The 24,042-nt window shown below is 68.5% G+C and carries 26 protein-coding genes; 13 read left to right on the top strand and 13 right to left on the bottom strand.

Annotated features, from left to right (window positions below; genetic code table 11):
* Positions 1-105 precede the first annotated feature (105 nt).
* The 4 genes from GV007_RS05970 (at position 106) to GV007_RS05985 (ending at position 2,929) form a co-directional block, all read left to right on the top strand.
* Positions 106-1,074: an aldo/keto reductase gene (locus GV007_RS05970; protein ID WP_160071382.1), complete on the top strand. Its 969-nt coding sequence runs from the start codon at positions 106-108 to the stop codon at positions 1,072-1,074.
* A 138-nt stretch (positions 1,075-1,212) separates the two neighbouring features.
* Entirely contained in the window at positions 1,213-2,013 is an 801-nt protein-coding gene (gene fabG / locus GV007_RS05975; protein ID WP_236558352.1) for a 3-oxoacyl-ACP reductase FabG, read from the top strand.
* Between the two features lie 99 nt (positions 2,014-2,112).
* A complete protein-coding gene (locus GV007_RS05980) occupies positions 2,113-2,370 on the top strand; it encodes a hypothetical protein (RefSeq protein ID WP_160071383.1) in 258 nt (85 codons plus the stop codon).
* A 175-nt stretch (positions 2,371-2,545) separates the two neighbouring features.
* Positions 2,546-2,929, top strand: coding sequence for a hypothetical protein (locus GV007_RS05985; RefSeq protein ID WP_160071384.1), 384 nt, complete (start codon positions 2,546-2,548; stop codon positions 2,927-2,929).
* On the opposite strand, the gene GV007_RS05990 is transcribed toward GV007_RS05985, so the two are convergent.
* Complete coding sequence (locus GV007_RS05990) at positions 2,926-3,366, bottom strand: bleomycin resistance protein (RefSeq protein ID WP_160071385.1); 441 nt, start codon at positions 3,364-3,366, stop codon at positions 2,926-2,928. The genes GV007_RS05985 and GV007_RS05990 overlap by 4 nt on opposite strands.
* A 122-nt stretch (positions 3,367-3,488) precedes the next feature.
* Here GV007_RS05990 and GV007_RS05995 point away from each other — a divergent pair, with 122 nt between their 5' ends.
* On the top strand, positions 3,489-3,677 hold the full coding sequence (locus GV007_RS05995) for a hypothetical protein (protein ID WP_160071386.1): 189 nt from the start codon (positions 3,489-3,491) through the stop codon (positions 3,675-3,677).
* 48 nt (positions 3,678-3,725) lie between these two features.
* On the opposite strand, the gene GV007_RS06000 is transcribed toward GV007_RS05995, so the two are convergent.
* The 3 genes from GV007_RS06000 to GV007_RS06010 all read right to left on the bottom strand — a co-directional run bounded on the left by GV007_RS06000 (position 3,726) and on the right by GV007_RS06010 (position 5,866).
* Positions 3,726-4,421: a cache domain-containing protein gene (locus tag GV007_RS06000; RefSeq protein ID WP_160071387.1), complete on the bottom strand. Its 696-nt coding sequence runs from the start codon at positions 4,419-4,421 to the stop codon at positions 3,726-3,728.
* Between the two features lie 89 nt (positions 4,422-4,510).
* The gene (locus GV007_RS06005; RefSeq protein ID WP_160071388.1) at positions 4,511-5,014 is read right to left on the bottom strand and encodes a DUF5956 family protein; all 504 of its coding nucleotides are present in this window, start codon (positions 5,012-5,014) and stop codon (positions 4,511-4,513) included.
* A 60-nt stretch (positions 5,015-5,074) separates the two neighbouring features.
* Positions 5,075-5,866 carry a FadR/GntR family transcriptional regulator gene (locus GV007_RS06010; RefSeq protein ID WP_160071389.1) on the bottom strand — a complete coding sequence of 264 codons (792 nt, stop codon included), beginning with the start codon at positions 5,864-5,866 and terminating at the stop codon, positions 5,075-5,077.
* 115 nt (positions 5,867-5,981) lie between these two features.
* Between GV007_RS06010 and GV007_RS06015 the strand changes: the two genes are divergently transcribed.
* The 4 genes from GV007_RS06015 to GV007_RS06030 all read left to right on the top strand — a co-directional run bounded on the left by GV007_RS06015 (position 5,982) and on the right by GV007_RS06030 (position 10,059).
* Positions 5,982-7,052, top strand: a complete 1,071-nt coding sequence (locus tag GV007_RS06015; RefSeq protein WP_236558353.1) for an ABC transporter ATP-binding protein — start codon at positions 5,982-5,984, stop codon at positions 7,050-7,052.
* A gap of 67 nt (positions 7,053-7,119) precedes the next feature.
* The gene (locus GV007_RS06020) at positions 7,120-8,301 is read left to right on the top strand and encodes an ABC transporter substrate-binding protein (protein ID WP_160071391.1); all 1,182 of its coding nucleotides are present in this window, start codon (positions 7,120-7,122) and stop codon (positions 8,299-8,301) included.
* Between the two features lie 81 nt (positions 8,302-8,382).
* Positions 8,383-9,237 carry an ABC transporter permease gene (locus GV007_RS06025; RefSeq protein WP_236558354.1) on the top strand — a complete coding sequence of 285 codons (855 nt, stop codon included), beginning with the start codon at positions 8,383-8,385 and terminating at the stop codon, positions 9,235-9,237.
* 18 nt (positions 9,238-9,255) lie between these two features.
* Positions 9,256-10,059, top strand: a complete 804-nt coding sequence (locus tag GV007_RS06030; RefSeq protein WP_160071392.1) for an ABC transporter permease — start codon at positions 9,256-9,258, stop codon at positions 10,057-10,059.
* Between the two features lie 104 nt (positions 10,060-10,163).
* Here the strand turns inward: GV007_RS06030 and GV007_RS06035 are convergent, their stop codons facing one another.
* From GV007_RS06035 to GV007_RS06050, 4 genes are all read right to left on the bottom strand, one after another.
* Positions 10,164-11,249: a DUF7822 domain-containing protein gene (locus GV007_RS06035; protein WP_160071393.1), complete on the bottom strand. Its 1,086-nt coding sequence runs from the start codon at positions 11,247-11,249 to the stop codon at positions 10,164-10,166.
* A gap of 79 nt (positions 11,250-11,328) precedes the next feature.
* Complete coding sequence (locus GV007_RS06040) at positions 11,329-11,592, bottom strand: hypothetical protein (RefSeq protein ID WP_104244816.1); 264 nt, start codon at positions 11,590-11,592, stop codon at positions 11,329-11,331.
* 12 nt (positions 11,593-11,604) lie between these two features.
* Complete coding sequence (locus GV007_RS06045) at positions 11,605-12,954, bottom strand: TRAP transporter large permease subunit (RefSeq protein WP_160071394.1); 1,350 nt, start codon at positions 12,952-12,954, stop codon at positions 11,605-11,607.
* A gap of 87 nt (positions 12,955-13,041) precedes the next feature.
* Positions 13,042-14,397, bottom strand: coding sequence for an NAD(P)-binding domain-containing protein (locus tag GV007_RS06050; protein ID WP_160071395.1), 1,356 nt, complete (start codon positions 14,395-14,397; stop codon positions 13,042-13,044).
* Positions 14,398-14,562: 165 nt separating this feature from the next.
* Between GV007_RS06050 and GV007_RS06055 the strand changes: the two genes are divergently transcribed.
* Positions 14,563-15,315: an IclR family transcriptional regulator gene (locus GV007_RS06055; protein WP_160071396.1), complete on the top strand. Its 753-nt coding sequence runs from the start codon at positions 14,563-14,565 to the stop codon at positions 15,313-15,315.
* A 128-nt stretch (positions 15,316-15,443) separates the two neighbouring features.
* On the opposite strand, the gene GV007_RS06060 is transcribed toward GV007_RS06055, so the two are convergent.
* Positions 15,444-16,514, bottom strand: a complete 1,071-nt coding sequence (locus tag GV007_RS06060; protein WP_160071397.1) for a hypothetical protein — start codon at positions 16,512-16,514, stop codon at positions 15,444-15,446.
* A 169-nt stretch (positions 16,515-16,683) separates the two neighbouring features.
* Here GV007_RS06060 and GV007_RS06065 point away from each other — a divergent pair, with 169 nt between their 5' ends.
* Both GV007_RS06065 and GV007_RS06070 read left to right on the top strand, forming a co-directional pair.
* On the top strand, positions 16,684-17,292 hold the full coding sequence (locus tag GV007_RS06065) for a hypothetical protein (RefSeq protein WP_160071398.1): 609 nt from the start codon (positions 16,684-16,686) through the stop codon (positions 17,290-17,292).
* A 61-nt stretch (positions 17,293-17,353) separates the two neighbouring features.
* The gene (locus tag GV007_RS06070) at positions 17,354-18,850 is read left to right on the top strand and encodes an RNB domain-containing ribonuclease (RefSeq protein ID WP_160071399.1); all 1,497 of its coding nucleotides are present in this window, start codon (positions 17,354-17,356) and stop codon (positions 18,848-18,850) included.
* Positions 18,851-20,023: 1,173 nt separating this feature from the next.
* Here the strand turns inward: GV007_RS06070 and GV007_RS06075 are convergent.
* From GV007_RS06075 to GV007_RS06090, 4 genes are all read right to left on the bottom strand, one after another.
* Entirely contained in the window at positions 20,024-20,248 is a 225-nt protein-coding gene (locus tag GV007_RS06075; protein ID WP_104244826.1) for a hypothetical protein, read from the bottom strand.
* Between the two features lie 235 nt (positions 20,249-20,483).
* Positions 20,484-21,137 carry a GNAT family N-acetyltransferase gene (locus GV007_RS06080; RefSeq protein ID WP_160071400.1) on the bottom strand — a complete coding sequence of 218 codons (654 nt, stop codon included), beginning with the start codon at positions 21,135-21,137 and terminating at the stop codon, positions 20,484-20,486.
* Positions 21,134-22,303 carry an MFS transporter gene (locus GV007_RS06085; protein WP_228502497.1) on the bottom strand — a complete coding sequence of 390 codons (1,170 nt, stop codon included), beginning with the start codon at positions 22,301-22,303 and terminating at the stop codon, positions 21,134-21,136. The genes GV007_RS06080 and GV007_RS06085 overlap by 4 nt, the downstream gene beginning before the upstream one ends.
* Before the next feature lie 62 nt (positions 22,304-22,365).
* Positions 22,366-22,920: a cyclophilin-like fold protein gene (locus GV007_RS06090; protein WP_160071402.1), complete on the bottom strand. Its 555-nt coding sequence runs from the start codon at positions 22,918-22,920 to the stop codon at positions 22,366-22,368.
* Positions 22,921-23,060: 140 nt separating this feature from the next.
* On the opposite strand from GV007_RS06090, the gene GV007_RS06095 reads away from it, so the two are divergent.
* Complete coding sequence (locus GV007_RS06095) at positions 23,061-23,975, top strand: helix-turn-helix transcriptional regulator (protein ID WP_160071403.1); 915 nt, start codon at positions 23,061-23,063, stop codon at positions 23,973-23,975.
* Positions 23,976-24,042: the final 67 nt, after the last annotated feature.

Below are 24,042 nucleotides of genomic sequence, written 5' to 3' on the forward strand. Positions count from 1 at the left end.
GGGCAGAGCAGGGCAGGGCAGGGCAGGGCAGGGCAGAGCGGGACGCGGCGCAGGGGGCACTGCCAGGGCCTCCCTGGTGTCGGTGGTGCGCCATACGCTCCTGGCATGGAGTACACGAACCTCGGCCGCACCGGCCTCCGCGTCAGCCGCCTCGCACTCGGCTGCATGAGCTTCGGCGACCCGAAGCGCGGCATGCACAGCTGGACCCTCGACGACGACGCGGCGGCACCGCTGCTCCGCCAGGCGGTCGAGCTCGGCATCACCTTCTGGGACACGGCAAACGTGTACCAGCAGGGCACAAGCGAGGAGATCATCGGGCGCGCGATGCGTCGCTTCAGCCGCCGGGAGGAGATCGTGCTCGCGACGAAGCTCTCCGGCAAGATGCACGACGGCCCCGGCGGCTCCGGCCTGTCCCGCACCGCGATCCTCGAGCAGGCGAACGCGTCCCTCGAGCGACTCGGCACCGACCACATCGACGTGCTCTACATCCACCGCTTCGACGACAGCACCCCCGTCGAGGAGACCATGCAGGCGCTCGACGACCTCGTGCGCTCCGGCAAGGTGCGCTATCTCGGCGCATCGTCGATGTACGCGTGGCAGTTCGCGAAGCTGCAGCAGGCCGCGGCGGTGGGCGGATGGACCCCGTTCGTCGCCATGCAGGACCAGTACAACCTGCTGAAGCGCGAGGAGGAGCGGGAGATGATCCCCATGTGCGCCGACATGGGCGTCGGCCTCGTCCCGTACTCGCCGAACGGCAAAGGGCGCCTGACCCGGCCGCGCGGCGAATCGACGGCACGCGCCGAGCTCGACTCGGTCGCGAAGGCGTTCGACGCTGATGCCGACGGCCCCATCATCGACGTCGTGGAGCAGATCGCGGCCGAGCGCGAGGTCCCGATGGCACGAGTCGCACTGTCGTGGGTGCTGCGCAACCCGACGGTCGCAGCGCCCATCGTCGGGGCGACCAAGGCGAAGCACCTCGATGACGCCGTCGCGGCCCTCGAGCTGACGCTCACCGAGGACGAGGTCGCGCGACTCGAGGCGCCGTACGTCACCCAGCCTCCATTCTGGTGGTGACCCGACGCTTCTGGCGGTGATCGAGCGGCGGGCGTAAACACTGCGTTAAGAGCGGTCGCAGGCAGGTTTCCGGAGGGGCATCGCGCCCTTCCGGGGCGATGGAATGGGCGCATCCACCCCGTTCTCGAAAGGCGCACCATGCCAGTTGCTCCCCTGTTCGACCTCTCCGACACTCGCGTCGTCGTCACCGGCGGCACGAAGGGCATCGGCTTCGGCATCGCCAGCGTGTTCGCACAGGCGGGCGCGCGGGTCGCTGTCGCTGGTCGCTCGCAGACGGGGGTGGATACGGCCGTCGCCGCACTCTCGCTCGTCGCCGACGCCGACACCCGGGCCCGGATCTCGGGGTTCACGGTTGACGTCACCGATCCCGAGTCGTGCCGCGCGCTTGCGGCGTCGACCGCGGCGGTGTTCGGCGGCATCGACGTGCTCTGCGCCAACGCGGGGATCTTCCCGCAGGCGGACCTCGCGACGATGACGCCGGCGCAGCTCGACGAGGTGCTCGACACGAACGTGAAGGGAACCATCTACGCGGTGCAGGCCTGCCTGCCCGCCCTGCGGGAATCAGGCCGCGGTCGTGTCGTGCTGACCTCATCCATTACCGGCCCGACGACCGGCTACCCGGGCTGGTCGCACTACGGGGCTTCCAAGGCCGCGCAGCTGGGCTTCATGCGCACCGCCGCGATCGAGCTCGCGAAGCATGCCATCACCGTGAACGCGGTCCTGCCGGGCAACGTCGAATCCGCTGGGCTCGACGAGATGGGCGAGGACTACCTCGCGTCGATGACCTCAGCCGTCCCGCTGCGCAGACTGGGCCGAGCCGAGGAGATCGGCTACGCCGCGGCGTTCCTCGCGAGCCGCGAGGCGGGGTACATCACCGGTCAGACGATCGTCGTCGACGGCGGACAGACACTCCCCGAATCCCCGGATGCGCTGGGCTGACACCCGAGCAGCACCTCATCCAGCGAACCCCATGGCTACTCTCAGGATTAGCTAGCTAACCTAACTATCCGATCATCCACTCTTGAACCGAGGAACCCCATGAGCCTGCTCGAGATCCACCGCGAGTCCACGACCCGTACGGTCGTCGATTCCGCCCCTCGACAGCTCCGCTGGCTCTCACCCGCGAACGGACTCTGGGTCGCGATGAGGGAGACGGCCTCCGGCGACGACTTCGCCGGGTTCGTGGAGCTCGTGCAAGGAGAGTTCCGCGCGCACGACGGGCAGGGCACCTTCCTCGGCGCCTTCGCGACGCGCGAGGCCGGGCGCAACGCCATCGAGGGCGCAACCCGCAGCTGAACCGTCGCGCCGAGCGACCGGAGACCGGAACCGACCAGCTGGTAAAGTTGGGGCCACCAGACACCAACGACCAGCGACTCTTCCGTCGCCGGCCGTCGCGCGCCAGGGCTGAGCCCGCGCGAAGCGGTCCGCCGAGGACGCTGCTGGCCTACCGCGAGATTGGATCCCATCCCGCATGCCTCTCCTCACCATCCTCATCGGTGCCGCCCTCGTCGTGACGGGCGCGATCGCCTACTTCGTCAGCGACACCGGCAGCCTCACGGCCCTCATCCCGGCCGCCGTCGGCCTCCTGCTCGTCATCGCCGGCCTCATCGCCCGCAACCCGAAGCTCCGCAAGCACGCCATCCACGGCGCGCTCGCCATTGCGCTCCTCGGCGCGCTCGGGTCGCTCATGAACGTCGCCCAGCTGGGAGACCTCTTCGCCGGCACCGCCGAGCGGCCCGGCGCGATCATCAGCAGCACCATCATGCTGGTCCTGCTCGTCGCCCTCATCACGGCCGGCGTGCGCTCGTTCATCGCCGCCCGCCGCAACCGCCAGACGCCAGCCGTCACGGGCTAGCTGGCAGCTCTCCGCCCCAGGCTCGCCTGGAAGCGGATCAAGTACCCGTCGGGGTCCGTCACAAGGAATTGGCGGACCCCGACTTCGTCCCCACCCACCCGGTACCACTTCGTCTCTGGCTGCATGAAGAGCTCCCGCCCGGTCGCGAGGAGGGCCGCCGCGACCTCGTCAGCGTCGGCCACGGAGATCTGGAAGTTGATGCCCCTCCCGAGCGGCCGCTCGAGCGGCCCGGTTACCCAGTTCCGGCCGACGCCGCGCTGTTCGAGCATGAGATGAGCGCTGCCACGAGTCAGATACGCGAACCCCTCCTCCGGCCGGTCATACTTCACAGCGAAACCGCATCCATCGACCCAGAACGCAAGGCTGCTTCGGACGTCGGCGACGAGCAGCTCGGGAACGAGGTCGGGCAGATCTTCTGATGCGGCGACAGCAGTCATCTCCGCATCGTCGCACGTCGATGCAGTCATGCTCCCGTCAAGTCGCAGAGCTACGTCGTGACCCGCATCCGCCGCTCGTTTCCACTGACCCGACGCCCAGTCTCGCGACGTACGGTCGATCGATGCTCGGATTCAACCCAATGCACACCGTCGTGATGGTCGCCTACTTCGCGGTCATCCTTGCGATCCTTGTCCTCACCATCTGGGCGCTGATCCTCGCCATCAAGGCTCTCCGCAAGTACCTGCGCACCCCGGATGCACCGCAGCAGTTCCGGACGCCAGCTCCGCCTGAGATCGACGAGATCGACTGAACCCGGACTCGGGACTTCGACGTTCCCCGAGGTCCCGCGTGTCGAGGCCTACACCCGGGTGAGCACGCGGAGCCCGGCGATCTCGCAGTGGCTGCTTCCGTAGCCATCGAGGTCACGCACCGAGTCTCCCGGTGCGAGCCGCGATTCGGTGGATGCGAGCACGCGCTGGGCTGCGTTCACGACGCTCACGTCGCCGAACTCACGCAGCGCCGGGAGCAGCTCTCGTTCGACGTCGTCGACGAGGAGGTCCATGGCGACGACGCCGAGGAATCGCCGGCCGTTCCAGACGGGCATGCTGACGGTGAGCGTGTACTCGTCGCTGCACAGGTAGTCGACGTGCGGGCCCGCGACATGACCTTCGCCGGTCTCGTGGGGCACGCGGAACCATTCGAATCCGCTGTAGTCGATGTGCTCTCGGCTGGGCGTCTGCGCTGCGAGCCGCAGCTGCGAGCGCATCGGGCCCTGCCACCAGGACAGGTGACCGCGTGACGGGCCGCGGAGGTCGAGGGATGCGACGAATCCGGCCCCGAACGCGGCCGGCCAGGTGCGGGTGAAGACCGCGAGCGCGAGCGGCTCGACCAGCTCGTCGAGGCGACGGTCGCTGAGTTCGCCACGCGACTCGAGGTCGCCGAGCACGGCTCCGAGGTCGCGGCTGAGCGTCTCGAGCACGTCGAGCGTCGAGCGGAAGTAGTCGTCGAGGAGCGCAGCTGGGCCGCGTCGCACTGCAGTGGCGTCGGTCGTCATGGGGCGGCTCCTCTGCTTCGGTGATGGCCGATGTTACACAGCGGAGGGCCACTTGCACAGGGGTGGATCAGCGACGGGCCGTTCGGCGGTCACCAGGCGAGCGGTGACATGCGCCCGTTCAACAGCACCCGCAGCGCCGCGTGCACCTCGAGCGCATTCCTTCGATGGTCTTCGGGCGCGACGTCCTGCGCAGCGCGGAGGCACGCCCCTTGCAGGTCTCGTTCGGTGACCCCCTCGGGGAGGCACAGCATCCACTGCACCGCCCGTGGCGGCGCCGGAACCCCAGCGTCTGCGAGGTACTGGACCATGTCGTCGTGGATCTCGCTGATGTCCTCCTCACTTGAGAAGGCGCCGTCGACTGGCCCGCCGACGCGCTGCCCACCGCCGCACGTCTCGACGACGGGGTCATATCGCGCCGGCTCCTGATGCACCCAGCTGGGGCCGGCGAGGTAGGCGATGAGCGCCAGCCACCCGTTCGGCTCAAGCCTCATGAGGTTGGTGGTCTGCATCGGGTGCTGCGTGAAGTCACCCCAGGACCAGTTCGGCAGCCCCGCGAGCGCGACGATCCTCACCTCGTTGTCGTTGATCGGCATGCGTTGGCCCCCCAGCCATATTGGTCCCCAGCACCCGGCACCGTCGCGGCGCCGGCGCGCCTACCGCTCGAGCAGCGACCTGCGCTTTGCCTCGAGCCGTTCGACGATGTCGCTCACAGTCGCGCGCAGAGTCTCGCGCGCGCCGGCCGCGTCCCCCCGAGCGACGTCATCGACGAGTCCAAGTATCTCGCTTCGCTGCGACTCACGCTCTGCGTCGTCCACAGCGAGCAGCCCGAGCAGTGGCGAGAGCTCGGACTGCACGCGCATCTGCTCCTTGGTGAGGCGCACCGACTGCCCGAGTGCGCACAGTTCGACGACGACGTCGTCGGCGACGTGCCGCCACTGCGCGGGTGTCGACTGAACCAGCCGGTCTGAGGGCACGGCGTCGCTGAACGTCGTGAGCCTGGCGCGGATAGCCTCCACCTCGCTCGGCGCAGCCCTGTGGGCTGCGAGCTCGAGGCAGCCCCCAGTGACGGCGAAATAATGCGCGGCGAGGTCGCGCAGCGCTGTGCGGGAGATGGATGCGAGCTCGTCGGCGGCGTGTGAGGCGGGATCGGCGCCTGCGGTGACGAAGCTGCCGCCTCCGCGGCCGCGTTTCGTCGTGACGAGGCCGCGTTGCCGCAGGAGGACCAGCGCTTCGCGGACGGTGACGGGCGAGACTCCGAGCGATTTGGCGAGCTCGCTCTCCGGGGGCAGACGCTCCCCTGCCTGCAGAACGCCGCGGTTGATGGCGACCCGCAGGCGGCGCTCGACGAGCGCAGCCTTGCCCTCGTCGGCGACGGACTGAAAGACAGCGTTGCGCAGGCGCGACGGCACCCCTGCTGAGGGTTCTGTCTTCGGGGGCGTTGGCACCTCGCCATTGTCGCGCATCCGCACTGTTACAACTAGGACACAAGCTTGAAATATGAACTCTGGGACTATATGTTTGCGGTCAATCCGCAGACAACGCTGTTCCAAGGAGGCTCACTTGTCGTTCCCCAACGCACGCGAAAGCGTGACCGAACGGCCCACGCAGGCACCAGCCGGTGTCACCCTGACGGGCATCAGGAAGAAGTTCGGCGACTTCACCGCCGTCGAATCGCTCGACCTGCAGGTTCGATCCGGCGAGTTCTTCTCGATGCTCGGCCCATCCGGATCCGGCAAGACCACCGTGCTCCGCATGATCGCCGGCTTCGAGCGCCCCACCGAGGGAACCATCGAGCTCGGCGGCACAGACGTCACCGACGTCCCGCCGTTCAGCCGCGAGGTCAACACGGTCTTCCAGGACTACGCGCTCTTCCCGCACATGACGATCGCGCAGAACGTCGCCTACGGTCTCCGCGTCCGCCGCGCAAGCAAGGCCGAACGCACCGAACGCGTCCAGCAAGCGCTCGAGCAGGTGCAGCTCGCACACCTCGCCGACCGCAAGCCCAGTCAGCTCTCCGGCGGTCAGCGCCAGCGCATCGCCCTCGCACGAGCCCTCATCCTCAAGCCACGCGTGCTCCTCCTCGACGAGCCCCTCGGTGCCCTCGACAAGCAGCTCCGCGAACAGATGCAGATCGAGCTCAAGCAGATCCAGCGCGAGATCGGCATCACGTTCATCTTCGTCACCCACGACCAGGAGGAGGCCCTCACGCTCAGCGACCGCATCGCGGTCTTCAACCAGGGCCGCATCGAGCAGATCGGCTCCCCCGTCGAGGTGTACGACTCCCCCGCGACCCCGTTCGTCGCCGGATTCCTCGGCGTCTCCAATCTCCTCGAGGCGGATGCGGCGCGCACGGCGACCGGCATCGACGGCCTGGTCAGCATCCGGCCGGAGCGCATCACGCTGCACGCCATCGACACCGTGACGGCGCCCGGCCTGCACAGCGCCGTCGGCGTCGTCGAGGAGGTCGTCTACACGGGCCCGAGCACGCGCTTCATCATCCGCACGGACGCCGACGTGCGCCTCATCTCCGAGATGCACAACACGGAGACGAGCACCACGAGCCGGGGCTTCAGCCGCGGCTCCACCGTGCGAGCGACCTGGCACGAAGAGCACGTCGCCGTCATCTCCTGACCCAGCTCCCCTCATCCGCTCCACCGACACGACTCCATCCGTCTCACCACAACCGAAGGACAGCACCATGAAGAAATCGCACGTGGCACTCGCCGCCATGGCCGCCGCATCCGCCCTGGTACTGACAGGCTGCAGCTCAGACACGGGAGGCGGGGGCGGCGAAGGCGGCCTCAGCATCGACGTTCCCGACGTTCCCATGCTCGAAGAGGTCGGCGAGGGCGAAGGCCAGGTCAACATCGTGGCCTGGAGCGGCTTCGTCGAGCCGGCATGGTCAGATCAGTTCACCGAAGAGACCGGCTGCGTCGTCAACCGTCGCGTCGCGGGAACCAGCGACGAGATGGTCACCCTCATGCGCACCGGCGAGTACGACCTCGTCTCCGCTTCCGGAGACGCGAGCCTGCGCCTCATCGCGGGCGGCGACGTCGCCCCGATCAACGTCGACCTCATCCCCAACTTCGGTGAAGACATCGTCGAGGGCATGAAGGGGCAGGTGTACGACACCATCAACGGGAAGAGCTACGGCGTGCCCATCGGCCGCGGCGCAAACATCCTGCAGTACAACAGCAACGTCGTCACCGAGGCCCCCACCAGCTGGGATGTGGCCTGGGAGGCCGATAGCCCCTACGCCGGGCAGATCATCGCCTACGACGCCCCCATCTACATCGCCGACGCCGCCGTGTACCTCATGGCCACGCAGCCCGACCTCGGCATCACCAACCCGTACGCGCTCGACGAGACGCAGCTGAACGCGGCCGTCGAGCTGCTGAAGACGCAGAACGGCATCGTCAGCGAGTACTGGAGCGACCCGGTCGCGCAGATCACCTCCTTCACGGGCGGCACCTCGGTCGTCGGCACCTCGTGGGAGGTCCTGCGGAAGCTGTCCGAAGACGACAGCCTCAAGGGTGTCCTCCCGGAAGAGGGCTCGACCGGCTGGTCGGACGCGTGGATGGTCTCCGCCCAGTCCGCGAACCCCAACTGCGCCTACCAGTGGATGGATTACACGAGCGCCGCCGAGGTCAACGGCCAGATCGCGATGAACTTCGGCATGGCACCGGCCAACGGCGCCTTCTGCGACCTCAACGCGGAGGCGACCGCGCACTGCGAGGAATTCCACGCCCTCGATGAGGAGTACTTCTCGAAGGTGTGGTTCTGGACCACCCCCATCGAGCAGTGCGTCGACGGCCGCACCGACGTGCAGTGCACCAGCTTCCAGGACTGGACCAACGCCTGGCAGTCCGTCAAGGGTTGACCCTCCCCCTCGGTCGGTGGCGGCGACTCCGGTTGCCGCCACCGACCATCCCAAAGCCATCGCCCACTGAAAGGCTGACCCGTGACGACACTCGACTCGTGGCTCCACCGACACCGCAGCGCGCGGCTCAGCAGCCTCCTCGCAGCGCCCATGCTGTGGCTCGTCGGCATCTACATCTTCTCGCTGGCGTTCCTCCTCGTGACGGCTTTCTGGGTCACCGACCCGTTCACGTCGAAGGTCAAGCCGGGATTCACGCTCGCGAACTTCGAGGCGATCCTCACTACCCCCGCCTACCTCTCGACGAGCTTCCGCACGCTCGGCATCGCCGTCGCCGTGACCCTCATCTGCGCGGCGGTCGCCATCCCGCTCGGCATCTTCATGGCGAAGATCGCGAGCCCGCGCAACCGGGAGCTGCTGGTCATCGCCATCACCATGCCACTCTGGGCCGGCTACCTCGTCAAGGTGCTCGCGATGCGCGTCACGTTCACCGAGAACGGCCTCTTCAACTGGCTCATGAACCCGTTCGGCATCTTCGGGCCGGGCTTCAGCATCCCCACCGTGATCCTCACCCTCTGCTACCTGTGGTTCCCATACATGGCGATGCCCGTCTACACGGCCGTCAGGCAGATACCCGACAACCTCTTCGACGCGGCCTCCGACCTCGGAGCCGGCAACTGGCTCACGGTGCGATCGGTGGTTCTCCCGCTCATCGTGCCCGCGCTCATCGCCGGTTCCATCTTCACGTTCTCGCTGAGCCTCGGCGACTACATCACCGCGGAGTTCGTCGGCGGATCAACGCAGATGATCGGCAGCATCATCGCGTCGAACATCAACCTCAACCCGCCGCTCGCAGCCGCGTTCTCTGTCATCCCCATCGCGTTTGTCCTCATCTACCTGCTCTCCGTGCGCCGCACCGGCGCACTCGAGCGGCTGTAGCGCCCCGAAGGAGTCAGCATGCTCAGGCTTTCCAAGACCACACGCCTCGCGCTCGGGGCGTTCGTCATCGCGGTGCTCGGGTTCATCTATGTGCCGCTGCTTCTCGTCGTGGCCAATTCCTTCAGTTCCGCCCGCATCTCCGCCTGGCCCATCCCCGGCTTCTCGCTCGACTGGTGGGTGCAGGCCGCGAGTGAGACGTCGCTGCACACCGCCATCCTGAACTCGATCATCACCGCAACCGGCGCGACGCTCATCGCCTGCGTCCTCGGCACTCTCGTCGCGTTCGCTCTGCAGCGGTACGCGTTCTTCGGACGCGACGCCGTCAACCTCCTCGTCGTGCTCCCCATCGCGCTGCCCGGCGTCGTCACGGGTGTCGCCCTCAGCAACACGTACTCGAGCATTCTCGACCCCATCGGCATCCAGCTCGGCTACTTCGGGATGATCATCGCCCACGGCACGTTCTGCATCGTCATGGTCTTCAACAACGTGCTGGCCAGGCTGCGGCGCATGAACCAGAGCCTCGAGGAAGCCTCGATGGACCTCGGCGCAGGCATCTGGGAGACATTCAGGCTCGTCACGTTCCCCCAGTTCCGCTCGGCGTTCATCGCCGGCGCCCTCCTCGCCTTCGCGCTCAGCTTCGACGAGGTGGTCGTCACGATCTTCACCGCCCCGCCCGGCGTCGACACCCTGCCGCTGTGGATCATGAATCAGATGGGCCGCCCCAACGAGGCGAGCCTCGTGAACGTCGCCGCGACCGTCCTCATCCTGCTGTCGTTCATCCCCGTGTACTTCTCGCAGCGCCTCACCCGCGGAGACGACTAGAGCGCGCGTCCGTCAGTCGCTGTCCAACGTGAGTGCAGAATCGGTCCCCGAGGCACCAGGGACGCCCAGGTGCGGAGAATCTGCACTGAAGATGGTCAGCTCCCTCAGCCCCGCAGGCGCGGGCCGAAGAACGGCAGCGCGATGGGGGCGAACACCACTCCACGCGAGGCCTTCACGCTGCCCACGATCGAGAACACGATGTGCGTCACCGAGACGGCGAACCAGAGCGTGATGGGGATGCCGATGGGGAAGAACGATCCCGAGTAGGTGTCGTCGAGGACGAAGAGGAACGCGATGTGCAGGGCGATGAGGATGATCGAGGAGAGCAGGTAGGTGAGCCCCCAGTTGGCGGCGTTGGTGCGGTTTCGCTCGCCTGCCTCCGTGGCCGGCGCGCGCGACCGGCCAGCAGCGATCATCACGATGCCTGCCGTGATGGCGGTCACGAACGGGAACGGGATGACCGCGATCAGCCCGAGGCTCCACTGCGTCGCGCCGTTGGCCAGCGGCCGCGCCAGGAAGACCGGCGCAGCCGCCGCCCCGGTGGGTGGACCGAACTGCGGTGCGTTCGGGCTCGTCGGCGGGCCGCTGTGGGATGGCGGGATCGTCGCGTGGGCGTTCGGCGCGGCCTGGACCGGCGCGGCCTGGGCCGGCGGCTGCTGCTCGCCGGACGGCTCGAAGTAGAGGCTGCTCGCCCACGCTCCGGAGCCCGTCAGCTCCGGCAGCTTCTCCGGCGGCAGCTCGAGCGCTGCACCGATCAGCGCATCCACGTGGTGCTCGGTGTCGCGGACCATCCCCTGCGCCTCGCGGAGCATCTCGGGGTGCGGGTTCTCGTCATCCGTGGCGCTCAGCACGTGGATCTCCGCGACCTCGAGCAGCAGGTAGCGTCCACGGTTCGCGGGGTCGCCCAGCACGCTGCGCGCCTCGGCGATCTGCCGTTGCGTCTCCTGGTCCTGCGGGAGCCGAGCGAAGAGGCGCTCGAGGTTGGCGACGCCCTGGTCGTAGTCGCCCAGGATCGCTGCGGCAGGCGCATCCCAGATCGTCGACGGCACCAGTCGCCCAGACCCCGAGACGAGCAGCTCGTGCAGGAGCGGCACATCCCAGTTCCACTCCGACAGGCCGGAGACACGCGTGAGCGGAGCCCCCTGCCCCGGAACCTCGTCGACAACGTAGAGATAGCTGCGGTTCGCCATCACGCGAGCCTAACGGGAGACGCCCGCACGCCGAGATCGCGCGCGGCTATCCGGTGTGCGGGCGTCGAGATCGACCCGGTCAGTCCTCGTCCTCGTCCTCCAGCTCGGCCTTCTTCTCCACCTTCGGGAGGCAGTTGAAGAGGGCGTAGCCGATGAGGCCGACGACGATGGCCGAGATGATGGCCGGATGGAGGAGCGTCTCGGAGGCTCCTTCGATGAGCCAGGGCTGCGCGAAGATCAGCCCGATGACCTGGGCGAAGACGAGCACGAACGCCAGCAGCAGGAAGACGATCATCGCGATGCCGAAGAGCGGATGCAGGATGCGGTGCAGTGAGGTGCGCATGATTTCAGACTCCTATCCGCCGGGGACCGGGACGATCCCGAGCGCGATCAGGACGCCGAGCGCGAAGAACGGCACGACGTAGTAGATGATGAGCGGCACGAACGTGGACTCCGGTTTGGCTCCCGTGAGGCCGCTCGCGACGAAGATGGCGCCTGAGGCGGGCGGGGAGGCGCCCTCCGTCGAGGCGAACACGAGGATCGCGATGACGGCGAGCAGCGGGTCGATGCCCGCGGCGATGAGCGTGAACAGCGACACCTGACCGACGGCGGTGAGGGTTGCCGTCGACGACAGCGGACCCGCGACCAGCACGATCAGCAGCCCGATGAACGTCACGAGCAGCCACAGCGGGATGTCGACGCCGCTCAGCAGGTTGTCGACGTCCTCCGCGAGGCCGAGCTCGGCGAGCACCTCGCTCGCGACGACGGCGAAGAAGAGCAGCGCGACGATCGTGTAGAACTTCGGCGCCCCGCTCGTGATGAGCTCCCACCATCCGCGCGGCGAGCGCGGCAGGTCCTTCCAGGCGACGAGCGCGGCGAAGAACATGATGAGGACGGGGATCCACACGATGAGCGAGATCGATCCCATGGCTTCGGAGAGCACCGGCGACGCTTTGAGCACATCGGCGAGGGGCCCGACCGAGATGGCGATCGGGATGATCGCGCCAAGGAAGATGAGGGTCGACGATCCGCCGCGCTTCATCGCGGTCCGCCACGGGAGGAGTTCGGGTCCCGAGGCTGCCGTGATCTTGTCGCGCTTCACGAACCAGCCGATGAGGCCCATCCGGAACACGAACTGGTAGATGCCGGCGACGAGCAGCGCCAGGTAGACCTCGCTGGTCGTCACGAGCGTGCCGGCGAAGCCGATCATGATGACCATGGACGCGCTCGGGGGAAGCGCGGTGCCGAGGCCCGCGTTGCCGGCGATGACGGTCGCGGCGCGTGAGCGCTTCCATCCCGTGCGCACCATCCACGGACCGGTGATCGATCCGGATGAGGCCGCGTTCCCCGTGTTGGAGCCACCCGCGACGGCTCCCATGGCACCGGACGCGAGTGTGTCGACGATCGCGGGGCCGCCTGGCAGCTTGCCGAAGAGGGAGGAGAGGATGGCGATGAGGCGGTCGATGACGCCGGTGCGCTCGACGAAGTGCGTCATGAAGACGAACGCGACGGCGGCGTAGAGGACCTGGTTCTCGGATGCCTCGACGACGGCGGTCACGGCGTACTCGGGGGCGTTGAACCCGGCGAAGGCGAGGGTGACGAGGAAGCCGAGGATCATGGCTTCCGCCATGTTCCGCTTGACGACGACGTTCCAGGTGACGATCGTCGCGATGAAGGCGACGAGGGCGATCAGTGCGACAGGCATGACCCTCCCCTGCGTCGGCGGGGCGGGCGCCCCTGGTCGGTGATGCTCATGGCAGCTCCTTTGCTGTCTATGGTCTGGTGCGCCGGGTCAGGCGCTGGGATTCGCTTCGGCGCGCTGGCGCAGGATCTCGACACGGCGGCCCGCCTCGTCGGCGAGCACCGCCCGGCCTGCTCTGAGGGCGGCAGCCGCCCGGTCGAGCGGCAGGACAAGCACGCCGTCCTCGTCGGCGACGACGTAGTCGCCCGTCGAGCAGATGGCGCCTCCGAGTGAGATGGTCTCGCCGACCCGCCCGGGGCCGGACTTGTAGGGGCCGGCCGGGGAGACTGCGACGGCCCAGACGGGCAGGCCGATCTCGGCGATGGCCGAGACGTCGCGCACGGCGCCGTCGACGATGATGCCGCGCACACCCGCGTTGACCGCGCGCTCCGCGATGAGCTCGCCGAGCAGCGCACGCTCGGCGTAGCCGCCACCCGCGATGACAAGCACCTCGCCCGGCTGGACCACCTTGAGCGCTTCGTGGAGGGCCCTGTTGTCGCCTGGATTGACGAGCACGGTGCGCGCGCGTCCGGCGATCGGGCCGGAGGGCCAGATGGGCTTGATGCTCGAGTGCGCGAATCCGAGCCGGTCTCCGCCATCGCCGAGCGCCGCCGTCGGCACCGACTCGAGTTCGGCCGCGAAGTCGGGCTTCGCTTCGAAGGCGAGGTCGACATGTCGGCGCCTGGCGCCTTCGGTGACGGGCCAGCTCCCCGGAAGCGCGCTCAGCAGCTCCAGGCTGTCGCCGAGCTCGTGGCTGCGCCGATCGGCGTGGATACGAGTGCCCTCGTCGAGACGCGTGACGGCGGCGTCTCCGTCGACCAAGGTCTCGACGATCTGGGCGCGCATCCACGCTTCTTCGCCGGCAGCACGGCCGGCGGACATGGCCTCGCTGATGAGCGCGCCGAGTCCCTTCATGTAGACGCTGCGCAGGAGCTTGCGGCCGGATGCGTCACCGATGGTGTCGCTGACGACGTCTGCTGTCGCGCCGATGGAGCGCAGCACATCGGCGGCCGACTCCGCGTCGGGGCCAGAGAGGATGACGCGCACCTGCGCGCCGAACTTCTTCACCGAGCCGATCACGGCCCCGTCGACGACCCTGGCGCGTTCGCCGATCTCGTCGGCGACTGCCTGCTTCAGCTGCGGGGATCCGGCGTTGAGGTCGAGGAACACCGTGGTCGGCTCGAGGTGCGGTGCCGCGTCTCGCGCGGCCCCTGCGGCGTGGGCGGCCGTAGTGAGGCCGAGCACCGCGTCGGCGCCGGCAACCGCCTCGGCGATCGAGGTTGCGCTGGTCATTCCGGGGATCTCGACGCTCCTGGGGTCGAAGCCGACGACCTCCCAGGAGGCTTCGACGAACGCCTTCGCGTACATGCTTCCGGCTTCACCGAGGCCAAGGACAGCGATTCTCATGAACGACTCCGTTGTCATCAGGCAGAGGTTTCTATCACTCTGCGCAAGTTGATTTCGCGTAACGATAGCAGGCGTCCACGTCCACGGCCAGGGATGGAGCCAAGTGGGGTCTCGTTGCACCCGGTGGTACGTTGAGGAATCACCTGGCACTGAGGGGAAAACTGAGTGAGCGTTGAGCGCGTCAATCAAGGCCGGACGCTCGAACGAGCGCTCGATGTCATCGAGTGCGTCGAGGCATCACGGACGCCGCTGAAGCTGACGCAGATCTCCAAGGCCACCGGCCTGCACATCACGACGACGCAGCGCATCACCACGACCCTCGCGCGGCGCGGGTACCTCAACTCGACCGAAGCCGGGTACACGCTCGGCCCCGTCGTCCTCGCGCACGCGCACGCGTTCATGCTCCAGGACCGGCTCGCCTCCGTCTCGCATCCGGTGCTGCAGAACCTCACCGAGACAACCGGATTCACGTCGTCGGTCTACGTGCGCTCGGGCTGGTCCCGCATCCTCGTCGCGCGCGTCGAGCCACCCGAGTCGCTCCGCTACCGGTTCCCGATCGGGCAGCGCCTCGACCTCGACGTCGGTGGCGGCAAGGTGCTGCTCGCGGCCGTCGCACCGGAAGAGCTCGACGAGTTCCTGAAGGACTACTCGGGGCTCGCACTCGCCAGCGGACGGCAGCAGACCGCGGACTCGCTTCGAGCGGAGCTCGCTGAAACCGCGGCGACGGGCACCTACGAGAGCCATTCGGAGCGCTACCCGGGAACGGTGAGCCTGACGGCGGCCATCACGGACTCGCGCGGCACCGTCATCGGCGTCGTGAATCTCGTGACGACGGAAGAGACGATCAGCGACGACGGGCTCGCGAGATTCAGGTCCCGCGTCATCCAGGCGGCCCGCGTCATCGGCGAGCAGCTCTGACGGATCAGGCTCCCAGCGCCGGTTCTCGCCCGGCGTGACCGGCTTCCGCGATGGATTCGTCGGCCGCGAGCTCAGGAGCCGCGCGCGCGATCATCCAGCACGGATGTCGGTCAGCGCCAAGGCGTGCATCACTTGCCGAACAGGTCTCCGAGGCCGGGGATGTCGAAGCCGAAGTTGCCTGCCTGCTCCTCGACGCCGCCGAGGAACTGGTCGCCCGCGCCCGTGAGCTGCTCGCCGGCACCCGCGAACTGGTCGCCGAATCCGCTGACCTGGTCGCCGAGCCCCGAGACGGTCTCACCGATTCCACCGAAATCGCCGAGGTCAGCCGTGAGCCCCTCGAAACCCTCGATCCCGGATGCGGCAATGCCGTCGAAGTCGATCCCAGAGGCCATCGCGTCGCCGATCAGCGGGAGCGCGACGGAGCTGGCGACGGCGCCGCCGACGACGCCGAGCGCGATGCCGCCGAGCGCACCCGCCCCGACACCAGCCGCAGCTGCGCCGGCGACGCCCGCGCCACGGCCGAAGCGAGCTGACCCGCCACGACTCGAGCCAGGCGTGAAGTTGGAGCCACCGCGAGAACCCGCGATGCGCTTGCCCGCCCCGAGCACCTTCCCCATGAAACCGGGTCGCTGCACCTCGCCGCGCGTCGCCGCCCGTGCCAGGTCGTCAGGCGAGCTCGACTGCGGGCGGTCGTACGGTCCGGACTCCGCGCTCAGGCGCTCGCGCACCTGGTCGCGCTGCTCCGGCGTGAGTCGCTGGAACGCCTCACGGTGCGCCTGCTCGAGCTGGTCAGGCGCCGCGGTCTTGAGGAGGTAGTCGTACTTCGCGATGGCCGCCTTGTCCGCTGCCGATCCTGAGCTCGGGGCCGGGCGCGAGCCGTAGCTCGGGGCGCTCGGCGGCTGCTGCCCGTACCGCGGCCCGGAGTCGCGCCCGGCGTACTGGTCGCGCTGCGGGTGCTGGTCGCGCTGCGGGTGCTGGTCGCGCTGCGGGTGCTGGTCGCGCTGCTGCGCAGCGTCCCGGGCCGGGTACCCCTGCTGGCCGCGCTGCTGCTGCCCATCCCCCGTCACCTGATCGGCGACCTTGCGGACCATGTCCTTCCAGTCCCCGGAGCCGCTCTTGCCGCCCCGGTTGCTCCCAGCATTGCCGGAGTTGCCGAGGGCCTTCGAGGCCGCGCCGAGGATCTTGTTGAAGTCAACCATGCGCTTATCGTCACCTATCGATCTATGGAGAATGTATGGAGCGCATCCGCGTCCGCTCAGAGCGTCTTCGACCGCCTCCGGCAGAGCCCGAGCGGCGACGTCTTCTGCCAGCCGCCCACAGGCCGTATCGTTCGCAGAGCGGCGCCCCCACGCCACAGACCGGAGCATCATGCCTTCCCTCATCCCCTCGAGCCACCCGACCGCAGAACGGCCTGCGCCTGGCCGCCCTTCCCGCCGAGCGCTGCTCTCGACCGCGGCCTGGACCACCCCCGTCTTCGTCGCCGCGCTGGCGACTCCCCTCGCCGCCGCATCCACGGCCCTCTCGACGATCGAGGGCAACTTCACGCCCTTCGACACCGAGCTGGCAGTCGGCCAGAGCACGGAGGCGATCATCGCCTTCATCGAGACCTCCGGCGTCGACTACACGGGCACCGTGTCGATCCTCATCTCCCCCTCCCGCGAGACGGATACGGTGATCGCCACCCTCTCCGCGTTCGGCCCGATCACCACCGACCCGGAGACGACCGGCCAATGGAGCTACGCGCAGGAGGGCACCAAGCTGCGCGTCACCTACTCGGGCTACATGGAGGGCTCAGTCGGCATCCGCGGCTACCTGCAGTCGGACACGACTTCCGGGATCACGGTCGATACCGGCGGACAGTACCTGCTCACGGAGACCAGCCACACCATCGAGGTCGAATCGGCGAAAGCCGTCGCCGACAACGTGCAGACACCGTGGACGATGACTTACGGCACGGACGGCATCGGCGCCCCCTGATCTGGTGCGGGTACCGTGACGCCATGAAGTTCACCGTCGAACCTGCATCCGTCCCCCGCCGATGAGCACGCGCGCTGTGCAGGCCGGTGCGGCCGCGGAGGTACTCGGCCCGTATCTGGAGCGGCTCCGCGCCGAGCTCGAGATCCCGGCCGACTACCCAGCCGACGCGCGAGCCGAGGCCGAGGTCGCAGCAGCTCATGAGTTCGGCTCGGACTCCGGGCGACACGATCTCCGCGAGCTGCCGTTCGTGACCCTCGACCCTGTCGGGTCGCGTGACCTGGACCAGGCGTTCTTCCTTCGCCGCGTCGAGGCCACCGGCGATGACACTGACGGCTTCGAGGTGTTCTACGCGATCGCGGACGTCGCCTCCTTCGTCGAGCCCGGTGGGGCACTCGACGCGGAGACGCACCGCCGTGCCCTCACCGTCTACGGACCGGACGGCCGATTCGGCCTGCACCCGGCCGTGCTCAGCGAGGGCGCCGCGAGCCTGCTCCCCGAGGTCGACCGGCCCGCCGTCGTGTGGCGGATGCGCCTCGACAGCTCGGGCGCACTGCTCGATGACATCGAGGTGCGTCGATCCATCGTGCGCTCCCGGGCGCAACTCGACTACCCCTCGGTCCAGGCACGGCTCGACGCCGGAACCACCGACGAGCTGCTCAGGCTGCTGGCGGAGATCGGCCAGCTGCGCATCGACGCACAGTTCGCGCGCGGCGGCGCGACGCTCGAGGTGCCAGACCAGGAGATCGAGCGCAGCGACGACGCCAAGCGCTACCGGCTCGTTCTGCGCGAGCCGCTCGCCTGCGAGGAGTTCAACGCGCAGCTGTCGCTGCTCACGGGAATCGCCGCCGCGACGGTGCAGCGACGGGCGGGAGTGGGCATCTGGCGCACCCTGGATCCCGCCCGCGACGAAGACGTCGAGCGCCTGCGTCGCGTCGCCGCCTCCCTCGGCTTCGACTGGGCACCGGAGGATTCGTACGCCCAGTTCGTCAGGACCATCGACGTCGCCCGCCCCGAGTACGCGGCGTTCGCGACCGAAGCCACCCGCCTCTTTCGCGGAGCCGGGTACGCGGCCTTCGGCACGCCCGAGCATCCGGACGTGCCGAGCACCGCATCCCACAGCGCCATCGCCGCCGAGTACGCGCACGTGACCGCCCCGCTGCGACGCCTCGTCGACCGCTACGGCACCGAGATCGCGCTGGCGTTCTGCGCCGGAGAACCCGTGCCGTCGTGGGTTGTGGATGCGCTCGAGGCGCTGCCAGGCGAGATGGCCGAGGGCTCACGCCGGGCGAACGCCTACGAGCGGGCGGCGGTCGATCTGCTCGAGGCGGTGCTGCTCGCGCCCCGTGTCGGCGAGGAGCTCGACGGGATCATCGTCGATTCGTCGCCCACCGGGGCCGCCGATGCAGGCCAGGCGAAGGCGACCGTGCTGCTGCGCGACCCCGCAGTGCGGGCGAGGGTCGTCGGCGACGCCGCAGCCCTGGAACTGGGCGCAGCCGTGCGAGTCCGCGTCGAGTCGGCTGACCCGGAGAAGCGCGCCGTGACGCTGAGCGTCGCGTGAGCCGTCGCTGCCGTGGCCGCCGCCGCGCGGGCCTGCGTGAGCGCCGCGTACCCGCCGCCGCTCCCGCTGCCGCCGCTAGATAGGCCACTTTCAGCCCATCCCGGGAGCCCAGGTGGGGCGAAAGTGGCCCATCTGAACCGCGTGCTCCCACCAGACCCGCGCGTGCCCGCACGGACCGCGAGCTTCCGCCTGAACCGCGCCGACGCCAACGCTGCCGCAGCTCCTGCCGCTCCCGCCGTCGCCGATTAGGCCACTTTCAGCCCATCCCGGGAACCCAGGTGGGGTGAAAGTGACCCATCTGAACCGCCTGCTCCCGCCTGAAGCTATTCCGTCTGAACCGCGCCGACGCCGCAGCCCCTCCCACCAGTCTCGCCGCCGATTAGGCCACTTTCAGCCCATCCCGGCTGCCCGAGTGGGGCAAAAGTGACCCATCTGAACCGCCTGCTCCCGCCTGAGCTATTCCGTCTGAACCGCGCCGACGCCGCCGCCCCTCCCGCCGGTCTCGCCGCCGATTAGGCCACTTTCAGCCCATCCCGGCAGCCCGAGTGGGGCAAAAGTGACCCACCTGAAGCGCGCAGCGCCGCGGGCGCCGCGCTACCGCCCCCAAATAGGCCACTTTCGGCCCGTCCCGAGAGCCCGAGTGGGCCGAAAGTGACCCATCTGAGCCGTACGAGCCCGCCCGGACCCGCTCGAGCCCGCCTGAAGCTATTCCGTCTGAACCGCGCCGACGCCGCCGCCCCTCCCGCCGGTCTCACCGCCGATTAGGCCACTCTCAGCCCGTCCCGGGAGCCCGAGTGGGCCGAAAGTGGCCCATATAAACCGCGTGCTCCCGCCTGAACCGCCTGCTCCCGCCTGGGCCTATCCAGTCTGAACCACGCCGACGCCGACGCTCCCGCCGCTCCCGCCGCCGCCGATTAGGCCACTTTCAGCCCGTCCCGGGGGCTCGGATGGGGCGAAAGTGACCCATCTGAAAGGCGTGCTCCCACCAGACCCGCGTGCGCCCGCCCGAGCCGCCATCCCCGCCAACTGGATTACTTTCAGCCCATCCCGGGCACTCGGATGGGGTGAAAGTGACCTGCTGGCCGCGGATGCGCAGACAGCGCGGCCAGGGCAGACCGGCCAGGACGAATTGATCAGGTCAAGCGAGGTTTCCGCGACCTCGTTGAAGAGGGCCTAGAGCGAGGTCCAGGTGAACGAGTAGCCGTTGCCGTTGCGGTGGCAGGCCTCAGTGATCTTGGTCCACGAGCTGATGTAGGTGCGCTGCACGGCCTGGCAGTCGGCGAGCGATCCGCCGGTCCAGTACGACTGCGTGGTGCCGGCGCTTGCTATCGCGGGTGCTGAGACGGCGATGCCGACGGCGAAGAGGGCTGCGGTGACGGTCGAGACGATGCGACGCATGTTGACTCCTTCGACAGGCCCGGCTGGTCCGGGGTGTCGGCGAGCGTAGTCCTGCGGATTGGGGTGGGCTGGTGGATTCGCGCTCCGAGATGGGACGGGGAGAACTCCCCTCCCCCGAACCGGCGGGCGAAGCGGCGCCGAGCTGGGCGTTTCCTTGGCGATCTCGCCGGGGCTTGGAGCAGAGAGTGCTATCCACCCCGAGGAGAAACAGCATCAGCCGGACGATGTGAGCAGCTCAGCAGAGCCTGCCTCCACTCGCCGGTCGAGGAAGCGCCATGTTCGGATCCCGCTCGGCACCGCGGTCGGCCAAGGCGAAGTCATCTCGGGTCAAGACGAGCAGCCGTTCGCTCTCGCGTCGGCTGAGCTCGTGAAATCCCAGACGCTCCGCGAGCCTGAGCGATCCGGTGTTGCGCGGATGCACAACGGCGAGGATCATCCGGGCCTGCACAGCCTCGAACGCGAACTGGATGACGGCCTCCGCTGCCTCCCGCGCGTATCCATTGCCCTGAGCATCGGGATGCAGCACCCACCCGATCTCGACGCTGCGCACTTCGCTGGCAACGGTCCGCAGGTGCAAGGAAATATCGCCGATGAGCCGCCCCTCGAGTTCGACGGCCAGCGCCATGAAGTCCTCGGCCCTGCGGAGCCTCGTGGACTGCGTGCGGACACGGAGGTGGCGCAGCGCCTGGCCGCGACTCCGCGGTGGCCAGTTCAGGAACTCGCGAACTCGAGCTTCCTCGTGGAGGAGGAACCACTCCTCAGCGCTCGCCAGAGTGTGGGCGCGCAGCAGGAGACGTCGAGTCTCGAGCGCCGGAGCGGAAACCGCTTCGCCGATGCCTCTCCCCCGGAGCCGCCCCACGCCCTCCCTCAGGAATGCACGGAAGCTCATGTCTCCCCTTCACCTGCTCCGGTCTCCGTCGGCCGGAATGCCGACCGCCGGCCGACGAAGGTCAGCAGCAACGCCACCGCCCCGATCAGCATCATGGCAACGGGCAGGACAAGGCCATCGAAGACTTCGAGGAGCCCTGCGCCGAGAATGCCGGCGCCGAAGATCGCCAGATTGAACGCGACGGGAAGGAATGAGTTCGCGACATCGGATTCCTCGCCCCCGGCTCGAGTGAGCGCGTTCTGCAGCTGCGGCGAAGCCCCTCCGAAGCTCACGCCCCACAGCACCGCCGCCGCCAGGAGCGCGACGGGCGAGCCCTGCCCCGCCAGCAGCACGACCGCGGCGACGATGAAGGCCAGCACACTGAGATGGAGCAGCAGGCGCGGATACCTATCGAGGAGCAGGCCGGTCACCGCCACGCCGAGGAGAGACGCGATCCCGTAGGCGAGCAGCATCAGGTCCGGGGTTATCGCGGTGCCCGTCTCACGGAGGTAGGGCGCGACGTAGGTGTAGATCGTGCTGTGCGCGAGCATCCAGACGAAGATCACCGCGAGCACGACGGGGACCCCTCGCAGGCGGAGCACCCGCGCCATGGGCAGGCCCGCGAGCGCAGGACGGCCTGGCGCGTCCGGGACGACAAGGACAACCGCGATGGCGACCAGTGCTGCGAGCGCGGAGAGACCGGCGAACGACCATCTCCAGTCGGACACGGCTCCGATCCAAGCCCCAAGTGGCGTCCCGAACGCGAACCCGAGGGGCGCGCCGATCGCGACGATCGCGATCGCAGCCCCCAGCCGCGAGGGCGGACTGATTCGCACGGCGTAGGGCGCGAGCATTCCCCAGATCACTCCAGAGAATGCCCCGGCGATGAACCTCGAGACGAGGGACAGCGCGATGTCCGACGAGAACGCGGTCACGGTGTTGGCCACAAGCAGCCCCGCGATGCCGACGAGCAGCAGGGGCTTTCGACGGAAGCGGCGCGTCAGCGAGATGGCGGGAATCGTGACGATGACCGTGCCAAGCGCATAGGCGCTGACGAAGAGCCCCACGGTGCCCTCCGCGGCAGTCAGCCCGTCTGCGATCTCCGGCAGAAGACCGGCGGGCATGGTCTCCATCGCGACCAGGATGAATCCCATGAGCGCGAGGACGATGAGCGGTGCGAGGCGCAACTGCGAAGCCCTCGCGCCTCCAGTGGACGCCGGTTCTTCGGATGTGCGCGACGAGGGTGAGGTCATTCGGCGGACACCGTTCCAGTCGCCGGCACCGCAGCACGCACTGCCTCGACGTCTTCGAACGTGCCGATCGGGATGATCCCGGGGAAGTGACTGACGGAGTCGTAGTAGAGGACAAGCCCCTCACTGGGCGCGTAGTAGCCGATCATCCCCGCTTCGGCGGCGCTCCCGGACGGCCTGCCCTCGAGGGAGAGCGCCCTGGGGAGGGTGGCGATCTTCTCCTGACCACCGAAGTCCTCGAACGACAGCTCAAGGGGCAGCTGCGTGATGAGATCGTCGGAGGTCGCGGACTGGTTCAGCACGCCTCGGACGGTGACATCCCCCATGCTGATCGTGATGTTCGTCGTGGTGGGCGTCAGGTCTTCGTCTTCCGTTGCGCTCGCCGCGGATGGTGGTGTCGAGCTCGTGGTGCCAGTACCGTGCGGTGCCGCCTCGCCTGCGCTCTCTGCGGGGGCATCCACACCCGTGCAGCCCGCCAGCAGGAGTCCTGCCGCGAGCAGGCTCGCGGCGGCGGCGCGCGCCTTGCCTGCGCAGATGATTGCGATGGTGCTCATGTGGTCCTCTCCGAGGGAGCGGTCGTCGTCCCTGTGTCGTCCAGCAGTCAATGCCTCACGTGAGGTAGGAGGGAGAGTCCCGCTAAAGGGGTTCCAGCAGAGGTACCCCAGAAGGCGGCCGCTGCTCGTACCGTGGATGCATGGACAACCGGGGCGAAGTGCGAGCATTCATCAGCTCCCGCAGAGGCAGGCTGACCCCAGAGCAGGCGGGGATCGATCCGGGCACGACCCGACGGCGTGTGACCGGCCTCCGACGGGATGAGGTGGCGCGGCTCGCAGGGGTGAGCGTGGAGTACTACACCCGCGTGGACCGGGGCAACCTGACGGGTGTCTCCGAGAACGTGCTCGATGCTGTGGCTCGGGCACTGCAACTCACCCAGGCGGAGCACGACCACCTGAGGGATCTCGCTCGGACGGCCAACCTGGGCGCGAAGGTCCGCTCTCCCAAGCCGCGGGCGTCCGGGCTGCGCCCGACCGCGCAGCATCTGCTCGACTCGATCACGGGCGGTGCCGCGATCATCGGGAACACCCGCATGGATATCGTGGCCGCGAACGAGCTCGGCTTCGCGCTCTATTCGGAGATGTACCGGGGCACTGCGCGGCCCGCGAACCACTCCCGCTTCATCTTCCTCGACCCTCGTGCGCGCGATTTCTACCCTGACTGGGAGCGGGCAGCCAACGTCAACGTCGAGATCCTCCGGCGGGAGGCCGGCCGTTCGCCGTTCGACAGACAGCTCACGGACCTGGTCGGAGAGCTGTCTGTGCGCAGCGATGAGTTCCGCATCCGATGGGCAGCCCACGATGTCCGCCGACATTACTCCGGCGCGAAGCATTTCCGCCACTCGGCGGTCGGCGCGCTCGAGCTGGTGTACCACGCGATGGACCTCGAAGACGACCCCGGCCACACCATGACGGTCTACACCGCCGTGCCAGGCAGCTCTTCCGAGGAAGGCCTGCGTCTGCTCTCGTCCTGGGCCGCCACGGAGAACATTGCGGCCATCGCCCGCGAAGGAGCGGCGCGGAACATCGCGCGGGCTGACCGCGCTGACGCCTAGCAGCGTCACGTCGATCGAGTGCTCCCTGCCGCCCGTGCCGCTCGGAATAGGATCGACAGCGTGCATT

The organism is Pseudoclavibacter sp. 8L (genome assembly GCF_902506465.1).
Taxonomy (GTDB): Bacteria; Actinomycetota; Actinomycetes; order Actinomycetales; family Microbacteriaceae; genus Pseudoclavibacter.